The 19,703-nt window shown below is 50.4% G+C and carries 18 protein-coding genes; 13 read left to right on the top strand and 5 right to left on the bottom strand.

Annotated features, from left to right (window positions below; translation table 11 throughout):
- Positions 1–177 precede the first annotated feature (177 nt).
- Positions 178–1,599, top strand: coding sequence for an MATE family efflux transporter (locus tag OCV62_RS08695; RefSeq protein ID WP_262586071.1), 1,422 nt, complete (start codon positions 178–180; stop codon positions 1,597–1,599).
- A 112-nt stretch (positions 1,600–1,711) separates the two neighbouring features.
- Here OCV62_RS08695 and OCV62_RS08690 read toward each other — a convergent pair whose 3' ends face one another.
- From OCV62_RS08690 to OCV62_RS08670, 5 genes are all read right to left on the bottom strand, one after another.
- Positions 1,712–1,918: an alpha/beta-type small acid-soluble spore protein gene (locus OCV62_RS08690; protein WP_021915757.1), complete on the bottom strand. Its 207-nt coding sequence runs from the start codon at positions 1,916–1,918 to the stop codon at positions 1,712–1,714.
- 203 nt (positions 1,919–2,121) lie between these two features.
- Positions 2,122–2,724 (bottom strand): ABC transporter ATP-binding protein, encoded by a 603-nt coding sequence (locus OCV62_RS08685; protein ID WP_262586070.1) that lies wholly within the window; start codon positions 2,722–2,724, stop codon positions 2,122–2,124.
- Positions 2,711–3,487 (bottom strand): ABC transporter permease, encoded by a 777-nt coding sequence (locus OCV62_RS08680; RefSeq protein ID WP_262586068.1) that lies wholly within the window; start codon positions 3,485–3,487, stop codon positions 2,711–2,713. The genes OCV62_RS08685 and OCV62_RS08680 overlap by 14 nt, the downstream gene beginning before the upstream one ends.
- Before the next feature lie 153 nt (positions 3,488–3,640).
- The gene (locus tag OCV62_RS08675; protein ID WP_262586066.1) at positions 3,641–4,756 is read right to left on the bottom strand and encodes an ABC transporter substrate-binding protein; all 1,116 of its coding nucleotides are present in this window, start codon (positions 4,754–4,756) and stop codon (positions 3,641–3,643) included.
- A gap of 2 nt (positions 4,757–4,758) precedes the next feature.
- Positions 4,759–5,016: a TM1266 family iron-only hydrogenase system putative regulator gene (locus tag OCV62_RS08670; protein WP_021915761.1), complete on the bottom strand. Its 258-nt coding sequence runs from the start codon at positions 5,014–5,016 to the stop codon at positions 4,759–4,761.
- A 282-nt stretch (positions 5,017–5,298) separates the two neighbouring features.
- Between OCV62_RS08670 and tig the strand changes: the two genes are divergently transcribed.
- The 12 genes from tig to OCV62_RS08610 all read left to right on the top strand — a co-directional run bounded on the left by tig (position 5,299) and on the right by OCV62_RS08610 (position 19,659).
- Positions 5,299–6,582 (top strand): trigger factor, encoded by a 1,284-nt coding sequence (gene tig, locus OCV62_RS08665; protein ID WP_021915762.1) that lies wholly within the window; start codon positions 5,299–5,301, stop codon positions 6,580–6,582.
- A gap of 222 nt (positions 6,583–6,804) precedes the next feature.
- A complete protein-coding gene (clpP, locus tag OCV62_RS08660; protein WP_021915763.1) occupies positions 6,805–7,401 on the top strand; it encodes an ATP-dependent Clp endopeptidase proteolytic subunit ClpP in 597 nt (198 codons plus the stop codon).
- A 20-nt stretch (positions 7,402–7,421) separates the two neighbouring features.
- Positions 7,422–8,699 carry an ATP-dependent Clp protease ATP-binding subunit ClpX gene (clpX, locus tag OCV62_RS08655; RefSeq protein WP_021915764.1) on the top strand — a complete coding sequence of 426 codons (1,278 nt, stop codon included), beginning with the start codon at positions 7,422–7,424 and terminating at the stop codon, positions 8,697–8,699.
- A 134-nt stretch (positions 8,700–8,833) separates the two neighbouring features.
- Entirely contained in the window at positions 8,834–11,149 is a 2,316-nt protein-coding gene (lon, locus tag OCV62_RS08650; RefSeq protein ID WP_262586061.1) for an endopeptidase La, read from the top strand.
- Between the two features lies 1 nt (position 11,150).
- Positions 11,151–11,780 carry a ribosome biogenesis GTP-binding protein YihA/YsxC gene (gene yihA, locus OCV62_RS08645; protein WP_118496145.1) on the top strand — a complete coding sequence of 210 codons (630 nt, stop codon included), beginning with the start codon at positions 11,151–11,153 and terminating at the stop codon, positions 11,778–11,780.
- Positions 11,753–12,916, top strand: coding sequence for a sporulation integral membrane protein YtvI (ytvI, locus tag OCV62_RS08640; RefSeq protein ID WP_262586058.1), 1,164 nt, complete (start codon positions 11,753–11,755; stop codon positions 12,914–12,916). Before yihA ends, ytvI begins: the two co-directional genes overlap by 28 nt.
- Before the next feature lie 100 nt (positions 12,917–13,016).
- Positions 13,017–13,757, top strand: coding sequence for a tRNA pseudouridine(38-40) synthase TruA (gene truA, locus OCV62_RS08635; protein WP_262586056.1), 741 nt, complete (start codon positions 13,017–13,019; stop codon positions 13,755–13,757).
- 9 nt (positions 13,758–13,766) lie between these two features.
- Entirely contained in the window at positions 13,767–14,294 is a 528-nt protein-coding gene (locus OCV62_RS08630; protein WP_262586054.1) for a VanZ family protein, read from the top strand.
- A gap of 244 nt (positions 14,295–14,538) precedes the next feature.
- Complete coding sequence (locus tag OCV62_RS08625) at positions 14,539–15,258, top strand: histidine phosphatase family protein (RefSeq protein ID WP_262586052.1); 720 nt, start codon at positions 14,539–14,541, stop codon at positions 15,256–15,258.
- Positions 15,259–15,383: 125 nt separating this feature from the next.
- Positions 15,384–16,091 (top strand): hypothetical protein, encoded by a 708-nt coding sequence (locus OCV62_RS08620; RefSeq protein WP_262586051.1) that lies wholly within the window; start codon positions 15,384–15,386, stop codon positions 16,089–16,091.
- A 26-nt stretch (positions 16,092–16,117) separates the two neighbouring features.
- The gene (locus tag OCV62_RS08615; RefSeq protein WP_262586049.1) at positions 16,118–17,902 is read left to right on the top strand and encodes an ABC transporter ATP-binding protein; all 1,785 of its coding nucleotides are present in this window, start codon (positions 16,118–16,120) and stop codon (positions 17,900–17,902) included.
- Positions 17,903–17,904: 2 nt separating this feature from the next.
- On the top strand, positions 17,905–19,659 hold the full coding sequence (locus OCV62_RS08610; protein ID WP_262586048.1) for an ABC transporter ATP-binding protein: 1,755 nt from the start codon (positions 17,905–17,907) through the stop codon (positions 19,657–19,659).
- Positions 19,660–19,703: the final 44 nt, after the last annotated feature.

Below are 19,703 nucleotides of genomic sequence, written 5' to 3'. Positions count from 1 at the left end.
CCTATGATGTAACGCCACTTTAGATAGCAGTATCTATTGGGGCTAAAGGTCGGAGGTGTAAACCGTTAGTACGACTGGGCAGTTACAAGCCCATGACCTTTAGGTCGTGGGTAGTTGACTCTGATGATATACTGAGGGGATACCATCGACAAAAATACGACAGATAAGGGGTATTAGATGAGAGAGAAAAGAATCAGATGGAACGTATTTGCACAGGCAGTCTATACTATTGCACTGCCGATCGCGTTTCAGAATTTATTGTCTACGACGGCGAGCATGGTGGATACGATCATGATCGGAAGCATGGGAGAGCTATCGGTCGCGGCGGTCGGCATCTGCTCGCAGATTTCGTCGCTGTTTTTCTCCTGCTATTTCGGATTTGCAGGAGGCGCGCTTTTGTTCTTTTCCCAGTATTGGGGTGCCAAAAGTGAAAAGGGTATCAACAAAACCTTTGGGCTTTCCATGAGCTTTATGCTGCTTGTCGGTCTTTTGTTCGGAGCAGTAGCGGTGACAAGACCGGAGTTTCTGCTTGGAATTTATACAGATAAGAAAAATATTATAGAGGTGGCGATTCCCTATATCCGGATCGTTGGCTTTGCTTATCCGCTGCAGGTACTGGCGGTGATCATCAGCTTTCTGATGCGGGCGACAGAGCGCGTCAAGATTCCCCTCGTTTCTTCCGCAGTTGCGCTGGTGGTCAATTTTGTCCTGAACTGGATCCTGATCTACGGACGGTTCGGCATGCCGCAAATGGGAGCGGCAGGCGCTGCGGTAGGCACGCTGGTTTCCGGTATTGTCAATCTGATCATCCTGACGGTGTTTTTGCTGAAAGATAAAAAGACGGTTACCCTGCATGTACAGGAAATGTTCCACTGGGGAGAAGGATTTGCCGGAACCTATCTGTCCAAATGTTTTCCGATTCTGTGCAATGAGCTGTTTTACGGCATCGGTCAGATGCTGATCAATATCGTGATCGGAAGACAGTCGGAAAGTGCGATCGCAGCAATGGCAGCGTTCCGTGTTCTGGAGGGCTTTGTTTATGCCTTCTTCGGAGGACTGGCGGATGCCAGCAGCGTTGTGGTCGGCAAGGAGATTGGTGCAGGACGGCATATGAAGGGCTATCAGTATGTGAAAGGGTTCACGATTCTCTGCCCGGCGATCACATTTGGTATCTGTCTGGTTGGTGTGATCTTCAACCGCCCGCTGTTGTCTTTGTTCGGATTAGGAGCAGAGGCTATGGAATATGGAAAATATATGCTGCTCATTTATCTGGCAGCGGGAACCGTGCGAACCTGTAACTACATTATGAATACCTGTTACCGCGCAGGCGGCGAGGCAATTTTCGGAACCGTTTTGGAAATTATCTGTCTGTATACGATCAGCGTACCTGCAACCTGGGTTGCAGGCATGGTTCTGCATCTGCCGTTCCTGGCCGTGTTCGCCTTTTTGTATACAGATGAGCTGATCCGTCTGGTGTTCGAGCTATGCTATACTGCGAGCGGCAAATGGGTCAAACCGGTTACACAGGAAGGGCGCGCGACCCTCGAAGAATTCCACGAGCAGATGGCGCAGCGCAGGAAGAAAAAAAAGACGGCATAGCGCACCGTCCCATTTAATAGAAACAGACCAAAACAGCCGCCCGGCAGATATTTACCGGACGGCTGAAATTATTTTTTATTCATGAAATGATCTTTATTTCATGAAATGCTTTTTATTTCATGGATTCTTCCTGCTTCTTGATCATTCTGCGAACCATCTCGCCGCCGATGGAGCCGGCTTCCTTGGAAGTCAGGTCACCATTGTAGCCTTCCTTTAAGTTGACGCCCAGCTCGGACGCAACCTCAGTTTTGAAGCGTTCCAGTGCGGCCTTCGCCTCAGGAACTTCCACTCTATTGGATTTACCAGAATTCGTTGCCATGATTAGTCACCTCCATTATTTTCTGCTGTTGGGTTTCAGATAAGCTGCAGAGACTCTGTCATCGGATGGAACGTTGGCTCTGCAGCTGCCTGTCCGGTCGATGTATCAGTGTCACATTTGCTTATCTTGAGCTTAGTATGTTCCGGATACAGGGAATTATAATGGAAATTTTTGTCATTTTAGTTTCCTTTGGAACGACTGATTTACACAGAACAATAGGAATCGAACGGGCAGAGAATTTCTGCACCCAAAAGTGCAGCGTCCTCTTGTGTATGGGCGGCAAATAGAAGAATTTTGTCCTGTGCGCGGTTGCGGACGAGCGCAGCTGCTTTTTTGCGGTTTTCGCTGTCCAGACCGTTGAAGGGTTCGTCTAAAATCAAAAGGTCGAAGGGAACGAGCAGGGCACGCAGCAAAGATAATCGGCGCTTCATGCCGCCGGAAAATTCGCATACCGGCTGGGACAGGGCATTTTGCGGCAAAAGGGCTGCAGCGTAGGCAGAAAGTTCTGCGTCGGAAAGGCGCTGCCTGCACACAAAACGGAGATTTGTCAGGACATCGTAGCCCTCCAGCAGCCGATCCTCCTGAAAAACAGCGGAAATTTTGAGATTTTTTAGTCCATCTATTGTGCCGCTGTCCGGTGTTTCCAGACCCATCAGGATGCGAAAAAGCGTTGTTTTTCCTGTGCCGGACGGAGCCATGAGACAATAGGCGTTTCCGGGAGAAAGTGCGAGGCTTAGATCGGAAAAGACGACCTGTCCGTGATAGGATTTGGAAAGCTTTTGCAGAATCAGATCATTGTTTTTCATGAACAGTGTTCCCCTTTCCGCCGGCAGCAGTCATGAGCCAGAGCAGAATTTTTTCAAAACAGGAGGCGATTAGAATGATCGCGAGCGTCCAGGCAAACAAAGAAGCCGTGTCGAGATAAATTTTTGCTTCATAGAGGTTTGCACCGATGGAAAAGTCGGGGACGCCGATGACCTCGGCGGCGATGCCGGATTTAAATGCCATGCCGAGCGCCGATTTACAGGCGCTGATCAGATAAGGAGACAGCGCCGGACGGTACAGGTAAAAGACTTTTTTATGGAAAGGAACGCGAAAAACCTGCGCCATTTCCAAAAGTTTCGAGGCGGTGCTTTTTAAGCCGCTGACCGTGCTGATGTGCAGGATCGGATAGGCGACCAGAAAAGAAATCAGGATCGAAAGGTTTTTCGAACCGGTCCAGATCAGGGCGAGGATGACAAATGACGCGACCGGGATAGATTTCATAAACTGAATTGGCGGTTCCAGAAATTCCCCGACAATCCGGAAGCGGCAGGAGAGCGCTCCGGTCAGGATGCCGAGCAGCATGGCTAGAAAAAATCCAATGCAGATGCGGGAAATCGAAAACCAGATGGAACGCCAGAACCCAGCGGTAATCAGACATGAAAAAAAGGTCCGAAGCGTTTTTGACGGGCCGACGAGCAGGATGTCATTGTGAAAGAAAACAGCAAGCAGCTGCCAGATGAGCAGCCAGAACGCGTATATGCCGAGCTTTTTGAAAAGCTTCGGGAATCCTTTTTTTCTATTCATAAAAAATGCTCCATATCAAAACAGCTGCAGCCGCACGCAAAAGCGCGGGATGCAGCTGTAACTTCTTATCATATGGAAACTTTGTTTTCATATGATAAGAAACGCTCCGCGAGGATGCGCACTCGGCGCAAGAATGTGCCGAAGCACATTTTTTTACTGCAGATAATAGAAATCATCCTCCGGCAGGGAACCGCCAACGGACTGTGGGTTCTGCGAAAGCAGTACGGACAGATAGCCGTTTAACGCATCCTTCATGTCCTGTCCGTCGAGATAGGTGATGTTGCAGGCGGGCAGTGCTTTCTGTGCGATGGCAGCTTTTGCGACGATGCCTGCCTTTTCGATCAGGGCAGCAGCACCTTCAGGATCGGCTGCAGTATAGGCGATCGAAGCCTCGTGCTCCGTTAAAAACGTATCTACAAGATCTTTGTGTGCGGATAAAAATTCGTTGTTGACGATCGAAACGCCGGTCACGAGACGGCTGTTGGAACCATCCTCCTGCAGGCTGTCCCATACTTTTGTCAGATCAAGGACAACGGACAGGCTGTCGTTCTGCGCGATGGCAGCAGTTACAAAAGGCTGTGGAAGCAGACCGATCGCATTGGGATCTTCTGCGAGAACTGCGGCAACCTCGGATGCTTCGGACTTAAATTCGAGGGTCACGGCATCGTCGGAAAGACCGGATGCAGAGATCAGATAGCGGAGCACATATTCCGGGGTTGTGCCTTTGCCGGGCAGATAAACGGTTTTGCCGGACAGGTTTTCGATCGAGCTGATAGAAGAATCGCCGGATACCAGATATAAAACGCCGAGGGTGTTGATATCGATCACGGAAACCTTACCTTCTGTCTTGTGATACAGGACAGAAGCGACGTTCGCGGGCAGCAGGGCGATGTCCACCTTGCCGGAAGCAACCAGACCGGTCAGTTCGTCGGCGGCGGTCACCATTGTGAATTCGTAGTTGTTTGCGGCAGTGCCGTTTTTGGCATCATCCATGAGTTTGACCAGTCCCATTGTGGTAGGACCTTTGAGGCCGCCTACGCGGACAACGGTGTCATCAGAGCTTTCCTCCAGGGCTTCGGTCGAGGTCTCTGTTTTAGCAGCAGTCATTTCTTCTAAAGAAACTTCCTCGGAGCCGGTTTCGATAGCGCCTTCGGCAGTGCTGATGGTTTCGGGAACAGTGCTTTGCGAAACGGAAGCGGAAGATGAGCAGCCTGCGAGCAGGGATGCGCACAGCAGGGCGCTCATCAGCAGGGAACCAAACTTTTTCATAATCATGTCTCCTTTTTCAGACTTTGATAGATGGTTTTCGTACTGATGCCGTCCAGCATGCCGAGCTTGCCGGACAGGCTGCTGATCTGGTTCATAGGCGCGTCGAGAACAATGCTGATAATAGAAAGACCGCGCTCCCGGTAAGGCAGTCCCATCCGTCCGATAATATACTGTCCGTATTCATGCAAAATACGGTTCATCGTTTCGATCGAATCGGGATTTTCCACCATAATTCCAATCAGGGCTACGCGGTTGTCCATAAAATTTCCTCCTGTGTACGCCTTCTCCCGCAGAAAATCAGCCCGCAATCCGAAAAACTGCGGCAAAAATCTTTAGGGTCAGCACGAATTGTCTTAACAATAGCATAAAATCGGGAGACTGTCAAAAAAAACTGGCATTTTAAAACACCTTATGATATAATCGTACAATGACTGTAGTGAGTTTGATGCGGTTGTGCGTCTTTTTATAAAAACGCTTTTGTACCGGCGGCTCACTGGAATATCCGTCAGACGGACAAAAGCAACACGAGGAGGACTTATACAATGAGTTTACAGGTTGAAAAACTTGAAAAGAACATGGCGAAACTGACCATTGAGGTTTCCGCAGATGAATTTTCCAAGGCACTGGAAGATGCTTACCAGAAAAACAAAAGCAAAATCTCCGTACCCGGTTTCCGTAAGGGCAAGGTTCCCAAGAAGATGATCGAGCAGATGTACGGCAAGGGTGTATTTTACGAAGATGCTGCCAATGCCCTGATTCCGGAAGCATACGAAAAAGCGCTGGAAGAATGTGAAGAGACCATCGTTTCTTCTCCTAAGATCAACGTTACCCAGATCGAAGAAGGCAAATCCTTCATCTTTACTGCAGAGGTTGCATTAAAGCCGGAAGTAACCCTGGGCCAGTATAAGGGCGTTGAGGTTGACAAGGTAGAAGTTTCCGTAACCGACGAAGAGGTTGAGGCTGACTTAAAGCAGCAGCAGGAAAACAACTCCAGAACTGTAGTTGTGGAGCGTCCTGTACAGGATGGCGACATCGCTGTAATCGACTATGAAGGCTTCATCGACGGCGTAGCCTTCGAAGGCGGCAAGGGCACCAACTACAATCTGACGATCGGTTCCCATTCCTTCATCGGCGACTTCGAAGAGCAGCTGATCGGCAAGAACGCAGGCGAAGCGTGCGAAGTAAACGTAACTTTCCCTGAAGAGTACCATGCAAGCGAGCTGGCTGGCAAGCCTGCACAGTTCAAGGTAACTGTTAAGGAAGTAAAGGAAAAACAGCTTCCTGAATTAAACGACGAGTTCGCAGGCGAGGTTTCCGAGTTTGAAACCCTGGCTGAGTACAAAGAAGATATCAAGAAGAGCCTGCTTGCAAAGAAAGAAGCAGACGCTAAGGGCGCTAAGGAAGACGCTGTCATCGACGCAATCGTAGAGAATGCGCAGATGGAGATCCCGGACGCTATGGTAGAGACTCAGCAGAGACAGACCATCGACGAGTTCGGTCAGAGACTGCAGATGCAGGGCCTGAACCTGGAGCAGTACTTCCAGTTCACCGGTCTTACCTACGAGCACATGATGGAGCAGGTAAAACCTCAGGCAGAGCGCAGAATCAAATCCAGACTGGTTCTGGAAGCGGTTGCAGCTGCTGAGAATATCGAAGCTACGGAAGAAGATTTTGATGCAGAAGTAAAGCGCATGGCAGAAGGCTACAAGATGGAAGCAGACAAGATCAAAGAGCTGATGGGTGAAGCCGGCAAGAAGCAGATCATGGAAGATCTGGCTGTCCGCAAGGCTGTAGATTTCGTTGTAAGCGAAGCAGTAGAGAAATAATTTCAAACTGCGAACGATTCGAACATGATCTAAAATATTTCTTAAATATCAGCTGGATTTGTTGCAAAAGACAATGCCATGGGATAAGATTGGAAACAGATCAAATCCGACAGCGGGGCAGTTTCCTGCTGCAATAAAAAAAAACCGCAGGGTTTTATGTATGCCAGAGCAGGGGCGTTTAACTGCTCTGGCATACCCCTTGTGAAAGGAGAGTGCTCAGATATGAGTTTAGTACCTTATGTAATCGAACAGACAAGCCGCGGAGAACGTTCCTATGACATTTATTCCAGACTGCTCAAAGAAAGAATTATTTTCCTGGGTGAGGAAGTAAACGATGTAACGGCGAGCCTCGTTGTGGCTCAGCTTCTTTTCCTGGAATCTGAAGACCCGGACAAGGATGTCCATCTGTATATCAACAGCCCCGGCGGCTCTATTCCTGCCGGTATGGCAATTTATGATACGATGAAATTTATCAAATGCGATGTCTCTACGATCTGTATCGGTATGGCGGCAAGCATGGGAGCCTTTTTGCTGGCAGGCGGCACGAAAGGCAAGAGAATGGCCCTCCCGAATGCGGAAATCATGATCCATCAGCCTCTGGGCGGCGCACAGGGACAGGCGACTGATATCGAAATCAACGCGAAGCATATATTAAAAACAAAAGAGAGAATGAACAGAATTCTTGCGGAGAATACTGGAAAAGAGTACGAAGTGATCGCTGCGGACACCGAAAGAGATAACTGGAAGACCGCAGAAGAAGCCAAAGAATATGGCCTGATCGATATGATTATCACTTCCCACGAGGATTATTTGAAATAAGAAATAGATAGGAGAACGATATGGCAGGCAGATTTTCTGATGACCAGGTGAGATGTTCCTTCTGCCACAAGACACAGGATCAGGTGCATAAGCTGATTGCTGGTCCGGACGGCGTATATATCTGTGATGAGTGCGTGGACATCTGTGCCGAAATCATCGAAGAGGAAAATGAAGAAGAACCGCAGGAGGAAGATCCTAAACAGATCAACCTGCTGAAACCGGTGCAGATCAAAGAATTCCTCGATGATTATGTGATCGGTCAGGAAGAGGCCAAAAAGGTACTGTCCGTTGCTGTATATAACCATTATAAAAGAGTGACAGCCGGGGCGGACGACGATGGCGTTGAGCTGCAGAAGTCCAACATTATTATGCTGGGACCTACCGGCAGCGGCAAGACATATCTTGCACAGTCTCTGGCGAAGATCATCAACGTACCGTTTGCGATCGCAGATGCGACGACGCTGACGGAAGCCGGATATGTCGGTGAGGATGTTGAAAACATCCTGTTAAAGCTGATTCAGGCGGCTGATTATGATATTGAACGGGCACAGCTCGGTATTGTATATCTGGATGAAATCGACAAGATCACGAAGAAAAGTGAAAACGTATCGATTACCCGCGACGTTTCGGGAGAGGGCGTACAGCAGGCACTGCTGAAGATCATGGAAGGCACAGTAGCGAGTGTTCCTCCCCAGGGCGGACGGAAGCACCCGCAGCAGGAGCTGATTCCGATTGACACGACGAACATTTTGTTCATCTGCGGCGGCGCCTTTGACGGCATCGAGCGGATCGTGGAATCCAGACTGGACAAAAAGAGCATCGGCTTCAACGCACAGATTTCTTCCAACGTAGAGCGCAAGGCAGGCGAGCTGTATGCGGATGTAACTCCGCAGGATCTGGTGAAGTTCGGACTGATTCCGGAGTTCGTCGGACGCGTGCCGATTACGGTAGCGCTGGAGGGACTGGACAGAGAGGCATTGATCCGAATCCTCATGGAGCCGAAGAATGCGCTGATCAAGCAGTATCAGAAGCTCTTTGGATTCGACCATGTAAAGCTTTCCTTTGAGAAGGAAGCGATTGAAAAGATCGCTGACCTCGCGCTGGAGAGAAAGACAGGCGCCAGAGGACTTCGCTCCATCATGGAAAAGACGATGATGGATGTGATGTATCAGATCCCTTCCGATCCGAGCATTACACAGTGCGTAATTACAAAAGAAGCGGTAGAAGGAACCGGAAAACCGATGGTGGTACGGCGTGAAAAACAGGGACTTCTGGACGGCTTTAAAGAAGCAAAATAGAATGACAGTAAAAGACGCCGCCCGCGACAGATACGGACGGCGTTTTTATCGTATAGGAAACTTCGTTTCCATACGATAAAAAACACTCCGCAGGATTTTATCCTAAACTCCGCATCAATAGGAGATAGCATACGATGGAAAATTTCAAAAAACTTCCGGTGATCGCCCTGCGCAGCATGACGATCCTGCCGGATACGATGATACATTTTGACCTGATCCGCAAGAAGTCCATTCTGGCGGCAGAACAGGCGATGAGCGAAGATCAGGAGGTATTTCTGGTAACCCAGTGCCATGCTGAGACGGAGGACCCGCAGGCAGAGGATCTGTACCAGATCGGCTGTATTGCAAAGGTAAAACAGGTCACGAAGCTGCCGGACAATCTGGTTCGCGTTCTCGTAGAGGGCGTTTGCAGAGGACGTCTTAGGACGCTTTTTGGAGAGTGGGAATGGCTCGGTGGCGACATCGAGGTGCTGGAAGTGCCGGCAATGGACGAAAGCAGGAAAGAAGCGATGCTGCGCAGCGCGCGCGATCGTTTCACAGAATATTGCAAATATTATCCCAGAACGGGACGGACGCTTCTGCGCCATATGGAGGAAATTCACGATCCTGGTAAGCTGATGGATCAGATTATCGAAAATATTCCGGCAGATTACACCGTAAAGCAGAAAATTTTGGAGCAGGTGGATCTCGAAAGCCGTTTCGAAGCGCTGGCAGAGGTGCTTGCGACGGAGGTAGAGGTTGCCAGAATCCGCACTGATCTGACGGAAAAAGTGCGGGAACGTGTGGATAAAAACCAAAAAGATTACATTTTGCGGGAACAGCTGAAATATATTCAGGAGGAGCTGGGGGAGGACGATGCGTCGGATGCAGCATTGTATGAAGAAAAGCTGCAGCAGCTCAAAGCCTCTAAAGAAGTAAAGGAAAAGATCGCAAAAGAAATCTCCAGATTCAAACGGCTTTCCACAAACAGTGCAGAGTCCGGTGTGGAACGTGCCTACATCGAGACACTTCTGGAGCTTCCGTGGGACAAAACCTCCCGCGAAACCTCCGACCTGACCCGCGCGGAGGAGATTCTTGACCGGGATCATTATGGTCTGGAACAGGTAAAGGAGCGTATGCTGGAATTTCTGGCGGTGCGCGCGCTGACCAAGCAGGGAGAAAGCCCGATTATCTGTCTGGTAGGACCTCCCGGAACCGGTAAAACCTCGATTGCACGCAGCGTTGCAGAGGCGTTGAATAAAAAATACGTCCGCATCAGCCTTGGCGGTGTGCGGGATGAGGCGGAGATCCGGGGACACAGAAGAACCTATGTCGGCTCAATGCCCGGACGGATTGTCAATGGTTTGAGACAGGCAGGCGTGAAAAACCCGCTGATGCTGCTGGATGAGGTGGATAAGGTTTCGAGCGACTATAAAGGAGACACCGCTTCGGCGCTTCTGGAAGTGCTGGATGCCGAACAAAACTGCAATTTCCGTGATCATTATGTGGAAATTCCGATCGATTTATCGGAGGTTCTGTTTGTTGTGACGGCAAATACGACCGAGACAATTCCGCGTCCGCTTCTGGATCGTATGGAAGTGATCGAGGTCAGCAGTTATACCGCTGCGGAAAAGTTCCACATCGCACGGGAGCATCTGATGCCCAAGCAGCTGAAGAAAAACGGTATGCAGGGACGGCTGATCGTCAGTGATAATGCACTGCGCAGCGTGATTGAGGGTTATACAAGAGAAGCCGGTGTCAGAGGTCTGGAGCGAAAGCTTGGGGAGATCTGCCGGAAAGCAGCGAGAGAGCTGTTAAAAGAGGATAAAAGCTGTATCCGCGTCAACGACCGGAACCTTGAAAAATATCTCGGCAAGCCCAGATTCCATTCTCTGAAAGCAAATCAGACGGACGAAATCGGAATTGTGCGCGGCCTGGCATGGACGAGTGTGGGCGGCGATACGCTGCAGATTGAAGTCAATATGATGCCGGGCAAAGGCGAGCTGGAGCTGACCGGACAGTTAGGCGATGTGATGAAGGAATCCGCTATGACTGGCCTGAGCTATATCCGTTCGGTCAGCGAGCGGTACCAGATCGATCCCGACGTATTTAAAAAGAATGATTTTCATATTCATATTCCGGAGGGAGCGGTTCCCAAGGACGGACCGTCCGCCGGTATTACGATGGCGACGGCGCTTCTGTCTGCGCTGACCCATACGCCGGTTCGCGCCGATCTGGCGATGACGGGCGAAATTACGCTGCGGGGCAGAGTGCTGCCCATCGGCGGCTTAAAGGAAAAGACTCTGGCGGCAAAGACTGCTGGAATCAAGACAGTATTGGTGCCAGAAAAGAACCGTCCGGACGTTGAAGAGATTCCGGCGGAGATCAAAAATGGGTTGGAAATTCTTTTTGTAGAAACGATGGACGATGTGATTGCGCACGCTTTTGTGGGCGGGAAAGGAAACAACTGATATGGTAATCAAATCCGTTCAATTGGAAACGGTCTGCGGCATTACGAGTAAGCTTCCGGACAATATACTGCCGGAAATTGCATTTGCCGGAAAGAGTAACGTTGGCAAATCCTCCCTCATCAACGGGATCATGAACCGGAAAAGCCTGGCGAGAACTTCTTCCCAGCCCGGCAAAACCCAGACCATCAACTTTTATAATGTAAATGAAGTGTTTTATCTGGTAGATCTGCCTGGCTATGGCTACGCAAAAGCCAATCAGGAAGTCAAGGCGCAGTGGGGCAAGATGATCGAACGATACCTGCATTCCTCCAAGCAGCTAAAGGCGGTTTTTTTGCTGATCGATATCCGGCACGACCCGTCTGCAAACGATAAGCAGATGTATCAGTGGATGCGTCATTACGGCTTTGATCCGATCATCATTGCAACCAAGCTGGACAAAATCAACCGCAGTCAGATCCAAAAGCAGCTCAAGGCAATTCGGGTTGGCTTAGAGGCACAGAAGGATACGATCATCATCCCGTATTCCTCTCTTTCCAAGCAGGGACGGGAAGAAATTTATGATCTGCTCGACAGCATTCTCTCAGAAGACGGAGGCATTAAAGCATGTGGAGACAATCCAGAAAATATGTAAAAGCGGTGTTAAACCTGATCACTGCAGTAGTGATCTTGCTGTTTGTCGTATTTGTTGTGCCATCGGTCATTTCGTATTTTATGCCTTTTGTAATTGGCTGGATCATCGCGATGATCGCAAACCCGCTGGTGCGTTTTTTGGATGAAAAGATTAAGATCCGCAGAAAAGCAGGCTCTGCGATCGTCATTATTGCAGTTATCGCTGCGATCGTAGCTGGTATTTACGGGATCTTGAGCCTGCTTGCAGGACAGCTGAAGGGATTTGTGGAAGAGCTGCCGGGACTCTGGAAGGCAATGGAGTCTGATATTTCCAACGCGGGAAACTCACTGGAAAGCTTTTCTCACTATTTTTCTCCAAACGTGCAGGAGCAGGTTGCCAGAATTCTGAATTCGCTGATGAAGCTGTTGAGCAGCGCAGTGGATCATATGGGCAGTCCGACGGTATCTGCAGTCGGCAATTTTGCCAAAAATATCCCGACGATCATCGTCGGTGTCATTATGTGCCTGTTGTCCTCTTATTTCTTCGTTGCGCAGCGGGAAGAAGTGATTGCTGCATTTCGCAGATATGTACCGGAGAACTTCCGCAAAAAGTGGGATGTGATGTATCACAGTCTGACCGGTGCCATTGGCGGATATTTCAAAGCACAGCTAAAGATCGAGATCTGGGTATATCTTCTGATGCTGGTGGGCTTTTTGATCCTGCGGGTGCGTTACGGTGCGCTGATTTCGATCGGGATTGCGATCCTGGATTTTCTGCCGGTATTCGGAACCGGTACGGTTCTGTGGCCATGGGCAGTGATCAAGGTGCTTGGCGGAGACTTTAAAATGGCCATCGGGCTGCTGATCATCTGGGGAGTTGGACAGCTTTTGCGTCAGCTCATCCAGCCGAAAATTGTTGGGGATTCCATTGGCGTTCCGCCGCTTCCGACCCTGTTTCTGATCTTTATCGGTTATAAGGTAGGCAGCGTTGCCGGCATGATCCTGGCAGTTCCGGCAGGCATTATTGTTGCCAATATGTATCAGGCGGGATTTTTTGACACAACCATTGACAGTGTGCGGATCCTGGTGCATGGCTTTAACCGGTTCCGGCGCCTGACCCCGGAGGATAAGGCAGAGATTTCGGAGAAAAAGGAATAAAAAACGTTGTCGTGAGGTTCGGGGCGGCGCGCCAAAGTCTGAGGAAACGCTTGGTTGTTCGGGGGTTTTGGCGCGCTGTGCCCGCAGAGTGGAGGATGATTTGCGCAACTTTAGAATTGTGATTCAATACGAAGGAACCAGATATCAGGGTTGGCAGCGGCAGGGGACGACTCAGAACACGCTGCAGGGCAAATTCGAGGCGCTACTTTCGAAAATTGCGGGGACTCCGGTGGAAATCCAGGCATCCGGCAGGACGGATGCAGGTGTGCACGCCCTAGGGCAGACCGCGAATTTCCATATGAATACGGAGCTTTCCTGCGAAGAGCTTCTGGATAAGCTGAACCAGTATCTGCCGGAGGATGTGGCGGTTATTTCCTGTCAGGAGGCTGCTCCCAGGTTCCACGCGCGTTTAAATGCGGTCGGTAAGACCTATTGCTACCGGATTCACAACAGCAAAATCCCGGTGGTGTTTGACAGACGGCTGGTATGGCAGATCGAACAGCAGTTAGATGTAGATGCGATGAAAACAGCGGCGAAGTATCTGGTCGGGACGCATGATTTTGCAGCGTTTACCTCCGCAAAAAACAAGAAAAAATCGACTGTCCGCTCGATAGAGTCCATTTTGTTCGAGCAAAACAGCGCGGATATCCGGATTTCTTTTCGGGGAGACGGATTTTTGTTCCATATGGTCCGCATTCTGACCGGAACACTTGTGGAGGTCGGTCTCGGGGTGCGCAGACCGGAAGAAATTGCTGCGATTCTGGACGGAAAAGACCGGAAGAAGGCGGGAATGCTGGCACCGGCGTCCGGACTTTGCCTGATGGAGGTTTATTATCAGTAGAGGATCTTTATGAAAAAGATATGGAATCAACTGGGACACAGTCTTTTTGCAGAGGATGAAAGCAGTCGGAAAACAAAGCACATTCTCAAGACTGTGTTTTTCTTTTATATTCTTGTGCTGCTCAAGGTGATTGTTTTTAAGTATCCCCTTGCGCGGCTGGAGGCGATCGCTGCTTCCTGGACAAAGGAGGTTGTCTGGGAGGGACTTGGAACCGCCAACTTCACTTTATTTAAGACGATTCGGATGTATATCCGTTACTGGGGAAAATTAAACAGCTTTGAAAATCTTTTCGGCAACGTGCTTGCTTTTGTGCCGCTTGGCTTCTTACTGCCGTTTCTGCAAAAGGAGAGCCGCCGATTCTGGATTTTGTTTCTGGACGCGTTCGTGCTTGTCTGCTGTATCGAGCTGTTTCAGCTTTTTACGGCATTCGGCGCATTTGATGTGGATGATATTTTGCTGAACTGCGTGGGTGCGCTGCTGGGATATGCGGTTTTTTCGCGTTGCCTGCGGGACGCCCGTCGGACACAGGAGAAGTAGGATGTACCGGGTGCACCGGGCACCGTCGGATAAAACGCGGTATCTGGGATGGAAGCACAGAGCGTGCTGCGCGGAATGCGGTTGGTATTCGTAAAAAATTTCACTGCGCTACGCTGACGGAACGCAGAATTGGCGCTGGATTTTTCTGTGGAAATGGAGTAACATGAAAACATGTTTGCTGCATAGCAGAAAAAACTACATAGCAATTTGGAAAATGGGGAGATACAAAAGGAGGAGAGGGTCGATGCGACTGATTTTTATTCGGCATGCAGAACCGGATTATTCAATTGACAGCCTGACAGAAAAGGGCTGGCGGGAAGCGAAGCTTCTTGCTGAGCGCACGAAGCGTTGGAAGGTGGATGAATTTTACTGCTCGCCCCTTGGCAGGGCGAAGGATACTGCTTCGTTTACGCTGAAGGAATGCGGCAGGGAGGCAGTGATATGTGATTGGATGCGCGAATTCGATGCCTGTGTCGTTGACCCGGAAACCGGAAAGAACCGGCTGAGCTGGGATTTAAAGCCCGCTTACTGGACAAAAGAGCCGGATTTGCTGAATATAGATCGTTTTCTGGAAACGGATCTGATGAAAAGCGGTCCGGTTGCAGAGACCTATCAGAAAGTCTGCGATGGCTTAGACGGCATCCTCGCAAAACACGGTTACCACAGGGAGGGACGCTTATATCGCACGAAGCAGCATAATGAGGACACAATCGTGCTGTTCTGCCATATGGGAGTGACATTTTATATGCTGTCCCATCTGCTTTCCATTTCTCCGGTATGTCTGAATCATACGATGTTTCTGCCGCCGTCTTCCATGACGGTTGTGAGTACGGAAGAGGTGGAGCAGGGCTATGGAATGTTCCGGACGCAGATGCTGGGAGACACGTCTCATCTGTACTGCGCCGGGGAGCCGGTGTCCCACATGGGATATTTTGCGGAGATTCTGCAGGAGCGCCCGTTATGATTGGGCTGCAGGGCACATCCTCTGCGCAATCGGCGCGTCAGCCTGCAGGCGCATCCTCTGCGCAATCGGTGTGTCAGCCTGTAGGCACAGCATCTGCGCAATCCGTCATTCCGCCCGTTTACGCGATGCCGCAATCAGTAGTGCTTCCAATCGCAGACACAGTGCTCCTTACAGCACGGACGCTTGCACGCTATCATTTTCCGGAAGACGAGCGTGAGCAGCTCAAGCAGCTGTGCACCCGGCTAAAGGATGCCTGCAGCGATCAGATCAGCTGCCGGTTCGCAGCGTGCCCGGAAAAAGAAGACCGACTGGCAGCATCCATGACACTTGGAAAAGGGGTGGACGAGCTGCAGGAAAAGCTTCAAGAGCAGGACATGCTGCTGGAAAGTTATATGGTTGAAACACTCGCCGGAGAAGCTCTGATGGAAGCCTATAGCCGGTTCCATGCGGAAATTCATCGAAGAACCGGCTGGTTTGTGAAGCAGATGATCTTTTTGGGAAGCAGCAGTGAGCCGATTGAACAGCTTCCGGCGCTGCTGAAACTGCTTGACTGCGATGGTCAATATACCGCTGCCTACATCACCTGCAACGAAAGCCTTTGCCTGATCCCCAAAAAAAGCGTCGTGTTCTGGGCAGAATTGACAAAGGAGGGCGTCCGCTGCGCCGGCGTATGCGACAGCTGCGAAAATGTGCAGTGTGGGAACCGAATCCCGGATAATCCGGACAATCAGGAAGCGGCAGAAAAGACGGAAGGCGTGGTAGAGAGCATTCGATGGCCGGATCTGTTCGGACGGCCGCTGCCCTATGGCTATAACCGGATTTTTGGCAGATAAAAAGACCGAATGGAGGAAGACAAAACGTGAAGAAGCTGCTTTGTTATTTGAAGGGGTATGAAAAGGAAACAGTGCTCGCTCCTTTGTTTAAAATGCTGGAAGCATTATTTGAGCTGTTTGTCCCGCTGGTAATGGCTGCGGTGATCGATCAGGGTATCGGCGGATCGGACAAACCGTACATCGTGAGGATGTGTATGCTTTTGATTGCGCTGGGTGTCATCGGACTGGTCTGCTCGATTACAGCGCAGTATTTTGCGGCGAAAGCGGCGACCGGATTTTCCACCCGCCTGCGCCATGAGCTGTTTGCGCATATCCAGGGACTGTCCTATACGGAAATGGATACCCTCGGCACGTCTACGCTGATCATGAGAATGACGAGTGATATCAATCAGGTACAATCCGGTGTCAATCTGGTGCTGCGCCTGTTTTTGCGTTCACCCTTTATTGTGTTCGGCGCGATGATTATGGCGTTTACCGTAGATGCAAAGGCGGCGCTGATTTTCGTGGTGACGATTCCGCTGCTTTCCATCGTCGTGTTCGGCATCATGTTCTGGACGATGCCTCTGTACAAAAAGGTGCAGGCGGCGCTGGATCAGGTTCTGGGTCTGACCCGGGAAAACCTGACAGGCGTACGCGTCATCCGCGCTTTTAATAAAGAAGAGGAAGAATTAAGCCGTTATCAGGAAAAAAATGAAACGCTGACCGGGCTGCAGAAATACGTCGGCAGAATCTCCGGTCTGATGAACCCCATTACTTATGTGATCGTCAATGTTTCGATTATTGCACTGTTGTATACCGGCGCGATCCGTGTAGATTCCGGCATCCTGACCCAGGGACAGATCGTAGCGCTTGTCAATTACATGTCCCAGATTCTGGTAGAGCTTGTCAAGCTGGCGAATCTGATTATCACGGTGACAAAAGCGATCGCCTGCGGCAACCGTGTGCAGAGCGTGCTGGAAGTGCAAAACAGTATGGAACTGGCTGATGTGGAACAGAAAATTGAGACGGACAAAAATGCGCCTGCGGTTGTCTTTGACCATGTGTGTCTGACTTATGCGGGAGCGGGCAGCGAATCGCTGACGGACATCAGCTTTACAGCAAAGCATGGTGAGACGATCGGTATCATCGGCGGTACGGGTTCCGGTAAATCCAGTGTGGTCAATCTGATCCCCCGTTTTTATGATGTAACAAAGGGACGTGTCCTGGTAGACGGCGTGGACGTCAAAGATTACAGCCCGGAAGTGCTGCGCAGCAGGATTGGCATCGTGCCGCAGAAAGCAGTGCTGTTTGCCGGAACCATTGTAGAGAATCTGCGTTGGGGAAAGAAGGACGCGTCCAAAGAAGAAATGTGGAAAGCGCTGGAAATTTCCCAGTCAAAAGAGTTTGTTGAGAAAAAAGACGGACAGCTCGAGAGTAGAATCGAGCAGGGAGGCAAGAATTTATCCGGCGGTCAGAGACAGCGTCTGACCATTGCCCGTGCCCTTGTCAGACAGCCGGAAATCCTGATTTTGGACGACAGCGCGTCTGCCCTCGACTATGCGACGGATGCGGCGCTTCGAAAAGCGATCCGAAATATGGAAGGAAATCCTGCGGTCTTTATCGTTTCCCAGAGAACGTCCTCCATTCAGCATGCAGACCGAATTCTGGTGCTGGACGATGGAAAGGCTGCCGGACTTGGAACCCATGAGGAGCTGCTTGAAACCTGTCCGGTTTATCAGGAAATTTATTATTCCCAGTTCGATGAAAAGGCGGCGAAGGCAGTGCGTGAAAACGCCGCCAATGCGGGTAAGGCAGAGAAAGGAGGATGCTGAGCATGGTAAAAAAAATGGAAGCAGGACAGACGCAGACCCTGAAAAAAGTGCTGCACTATATGAAGCCGTACCGTTTTTTCCTTCTTTTATCTGTGATTTTAGCGGCGATTACTGTCGCATCCACGCTGTATCTTCCACTGTTAATCGGTAAAGCGGTGGACTGCATCGTTGGAAAAGGTAATGTCAATTTTGACGGACTGATTGCTGTTCTGATCAAAATGGCGGTCATGATCGGGATCACCGCACTGGCGCAGTGGATTATGAACGTCTGCAACAATAAACTGACCTATCAGATCGTGCGGGATATTCGAAACGAGGCATTTGAAAAGATAGAGGTCCTGCCCCTCAAATACATTGACGGACATGCCCACGGTGAGATCGTCAGTCGTGTCATCGCAGACGTCGATCAGTTTGCGGACGGTCTGCTGATGGGGTTTACCCAGCTCTTTACCGGTGTGATTACGATTCTGGGAACGATCGGCTTCATGCTTTCGGTCAACGTCGGCATCACGATTGTCGTGCTGGTGGTAACACCGGTTTCCTTGTTTGTGGCCTCGTTTATCGCAAAACGGACCTTCAGCATGTTCAAGGCCCAGTCCGAAGCGAGAGGCGAGCAGACCGCTTTGATCGATGAAATGATCGGCAACCAGAAGATTGTGCAGGCATTCGGGCAGGAAAAGGATGCCATCGAAAAATTCGACGAAATCAACGGCCGTCTCCAGACTTGCTCGTTGAAAGCGATTTTCTTTTCCTCCATCACAAATCCGTCCACCCGTTTTGTCAATAGCCTTGTGTATACCGGCGTTGGCATCTTCGGCGCGCTGGCTGCGATCAACGGACGGCTGACGGTCGGACAGCTGAGCAGCTTTTTGAGCTATGCAAATCAGTACACCAAACCCTTTAATGAAATTTCCGGCGTCGTAACAGAGCTGCAGAACGCGATCGCCTGCGCGGGACGGGTATTCGAGCTGATTGAAGAAAAATCTCAGGTGCCGGAAGTGGAAAATGCGGTTTCACTGCAGCATGTGGATGGAAAAGTGGAGCTGAAGGACGTTGCGTTTTCCTATGTGCCGGAGCAGAAGCTCATTGAGAACTTCAATCTGCAGGTAAAGCCGGGTGAGCGCGTGGCGATTGTCGGACCCACCGGATGCGGCAAAACCACGGTGATCAACCTGTTAATGCGGTTTTATGATGTAAACAGCGGCTCCATTTCGGTAGAAGATGTGGATATCCGGGAAATGACCAGACACAGCCTGCGTGCGGGATACGGCATGGTACTGCAGGAAACCTGGCTGAGAGCCGGGACCATCCGCGACAACATTACGGTCGGAAAGCCGGATGCGACGCAGGAAGAGATCGAAGCAGCGGCGAAGGCATGCCATGCGCACAGTTTTATTATGCGCTTGCCGGAGGGCTATGACACGGTTATTTCGGAGGACGGCGGAAGCCTTTCCCAGGGACAGAAGCAGCTTCTGTGCATCACGCGCGTCATGCTGTGTCGCCCGCCGATGCTGATTTTAGACGAGGCGACGTCCTCAATCGATACCAGAACAGAATTAAAGATTCAGAATGCATTTGCAAAGCTGATGGAAGGCAGGACGAGCTTTATCGTTGCACACCGTCTTTCCACCATCCGCAGCGCGGACGTCATTCTGGTCATGAAGGATGGTCATATCATCGAGCAGGGCAACCACGAGACGCTGCTTGCACAGAACGGCTTTTATGCAACGCTGTATAACAGCCAGTACGCAATGTGAGCGGTATCGGGGGAAAGTAGAACTCTATTTGAAAGGGATGAATC

This window comes from Gallintestinimicrobium propionicum, assembly GCF_025567525.1.
Taxonomy (GTDB): domain Bacteria; phylum Bacillota; class Clostridia; order Lachnospirales; family Lachnospiraceae; genus Gallintestinimicrobium; species Gallintestinimicrobium propionicum.
This window is presented reverse-complemented; position numbering and strand designations above follow the sequence as displayed.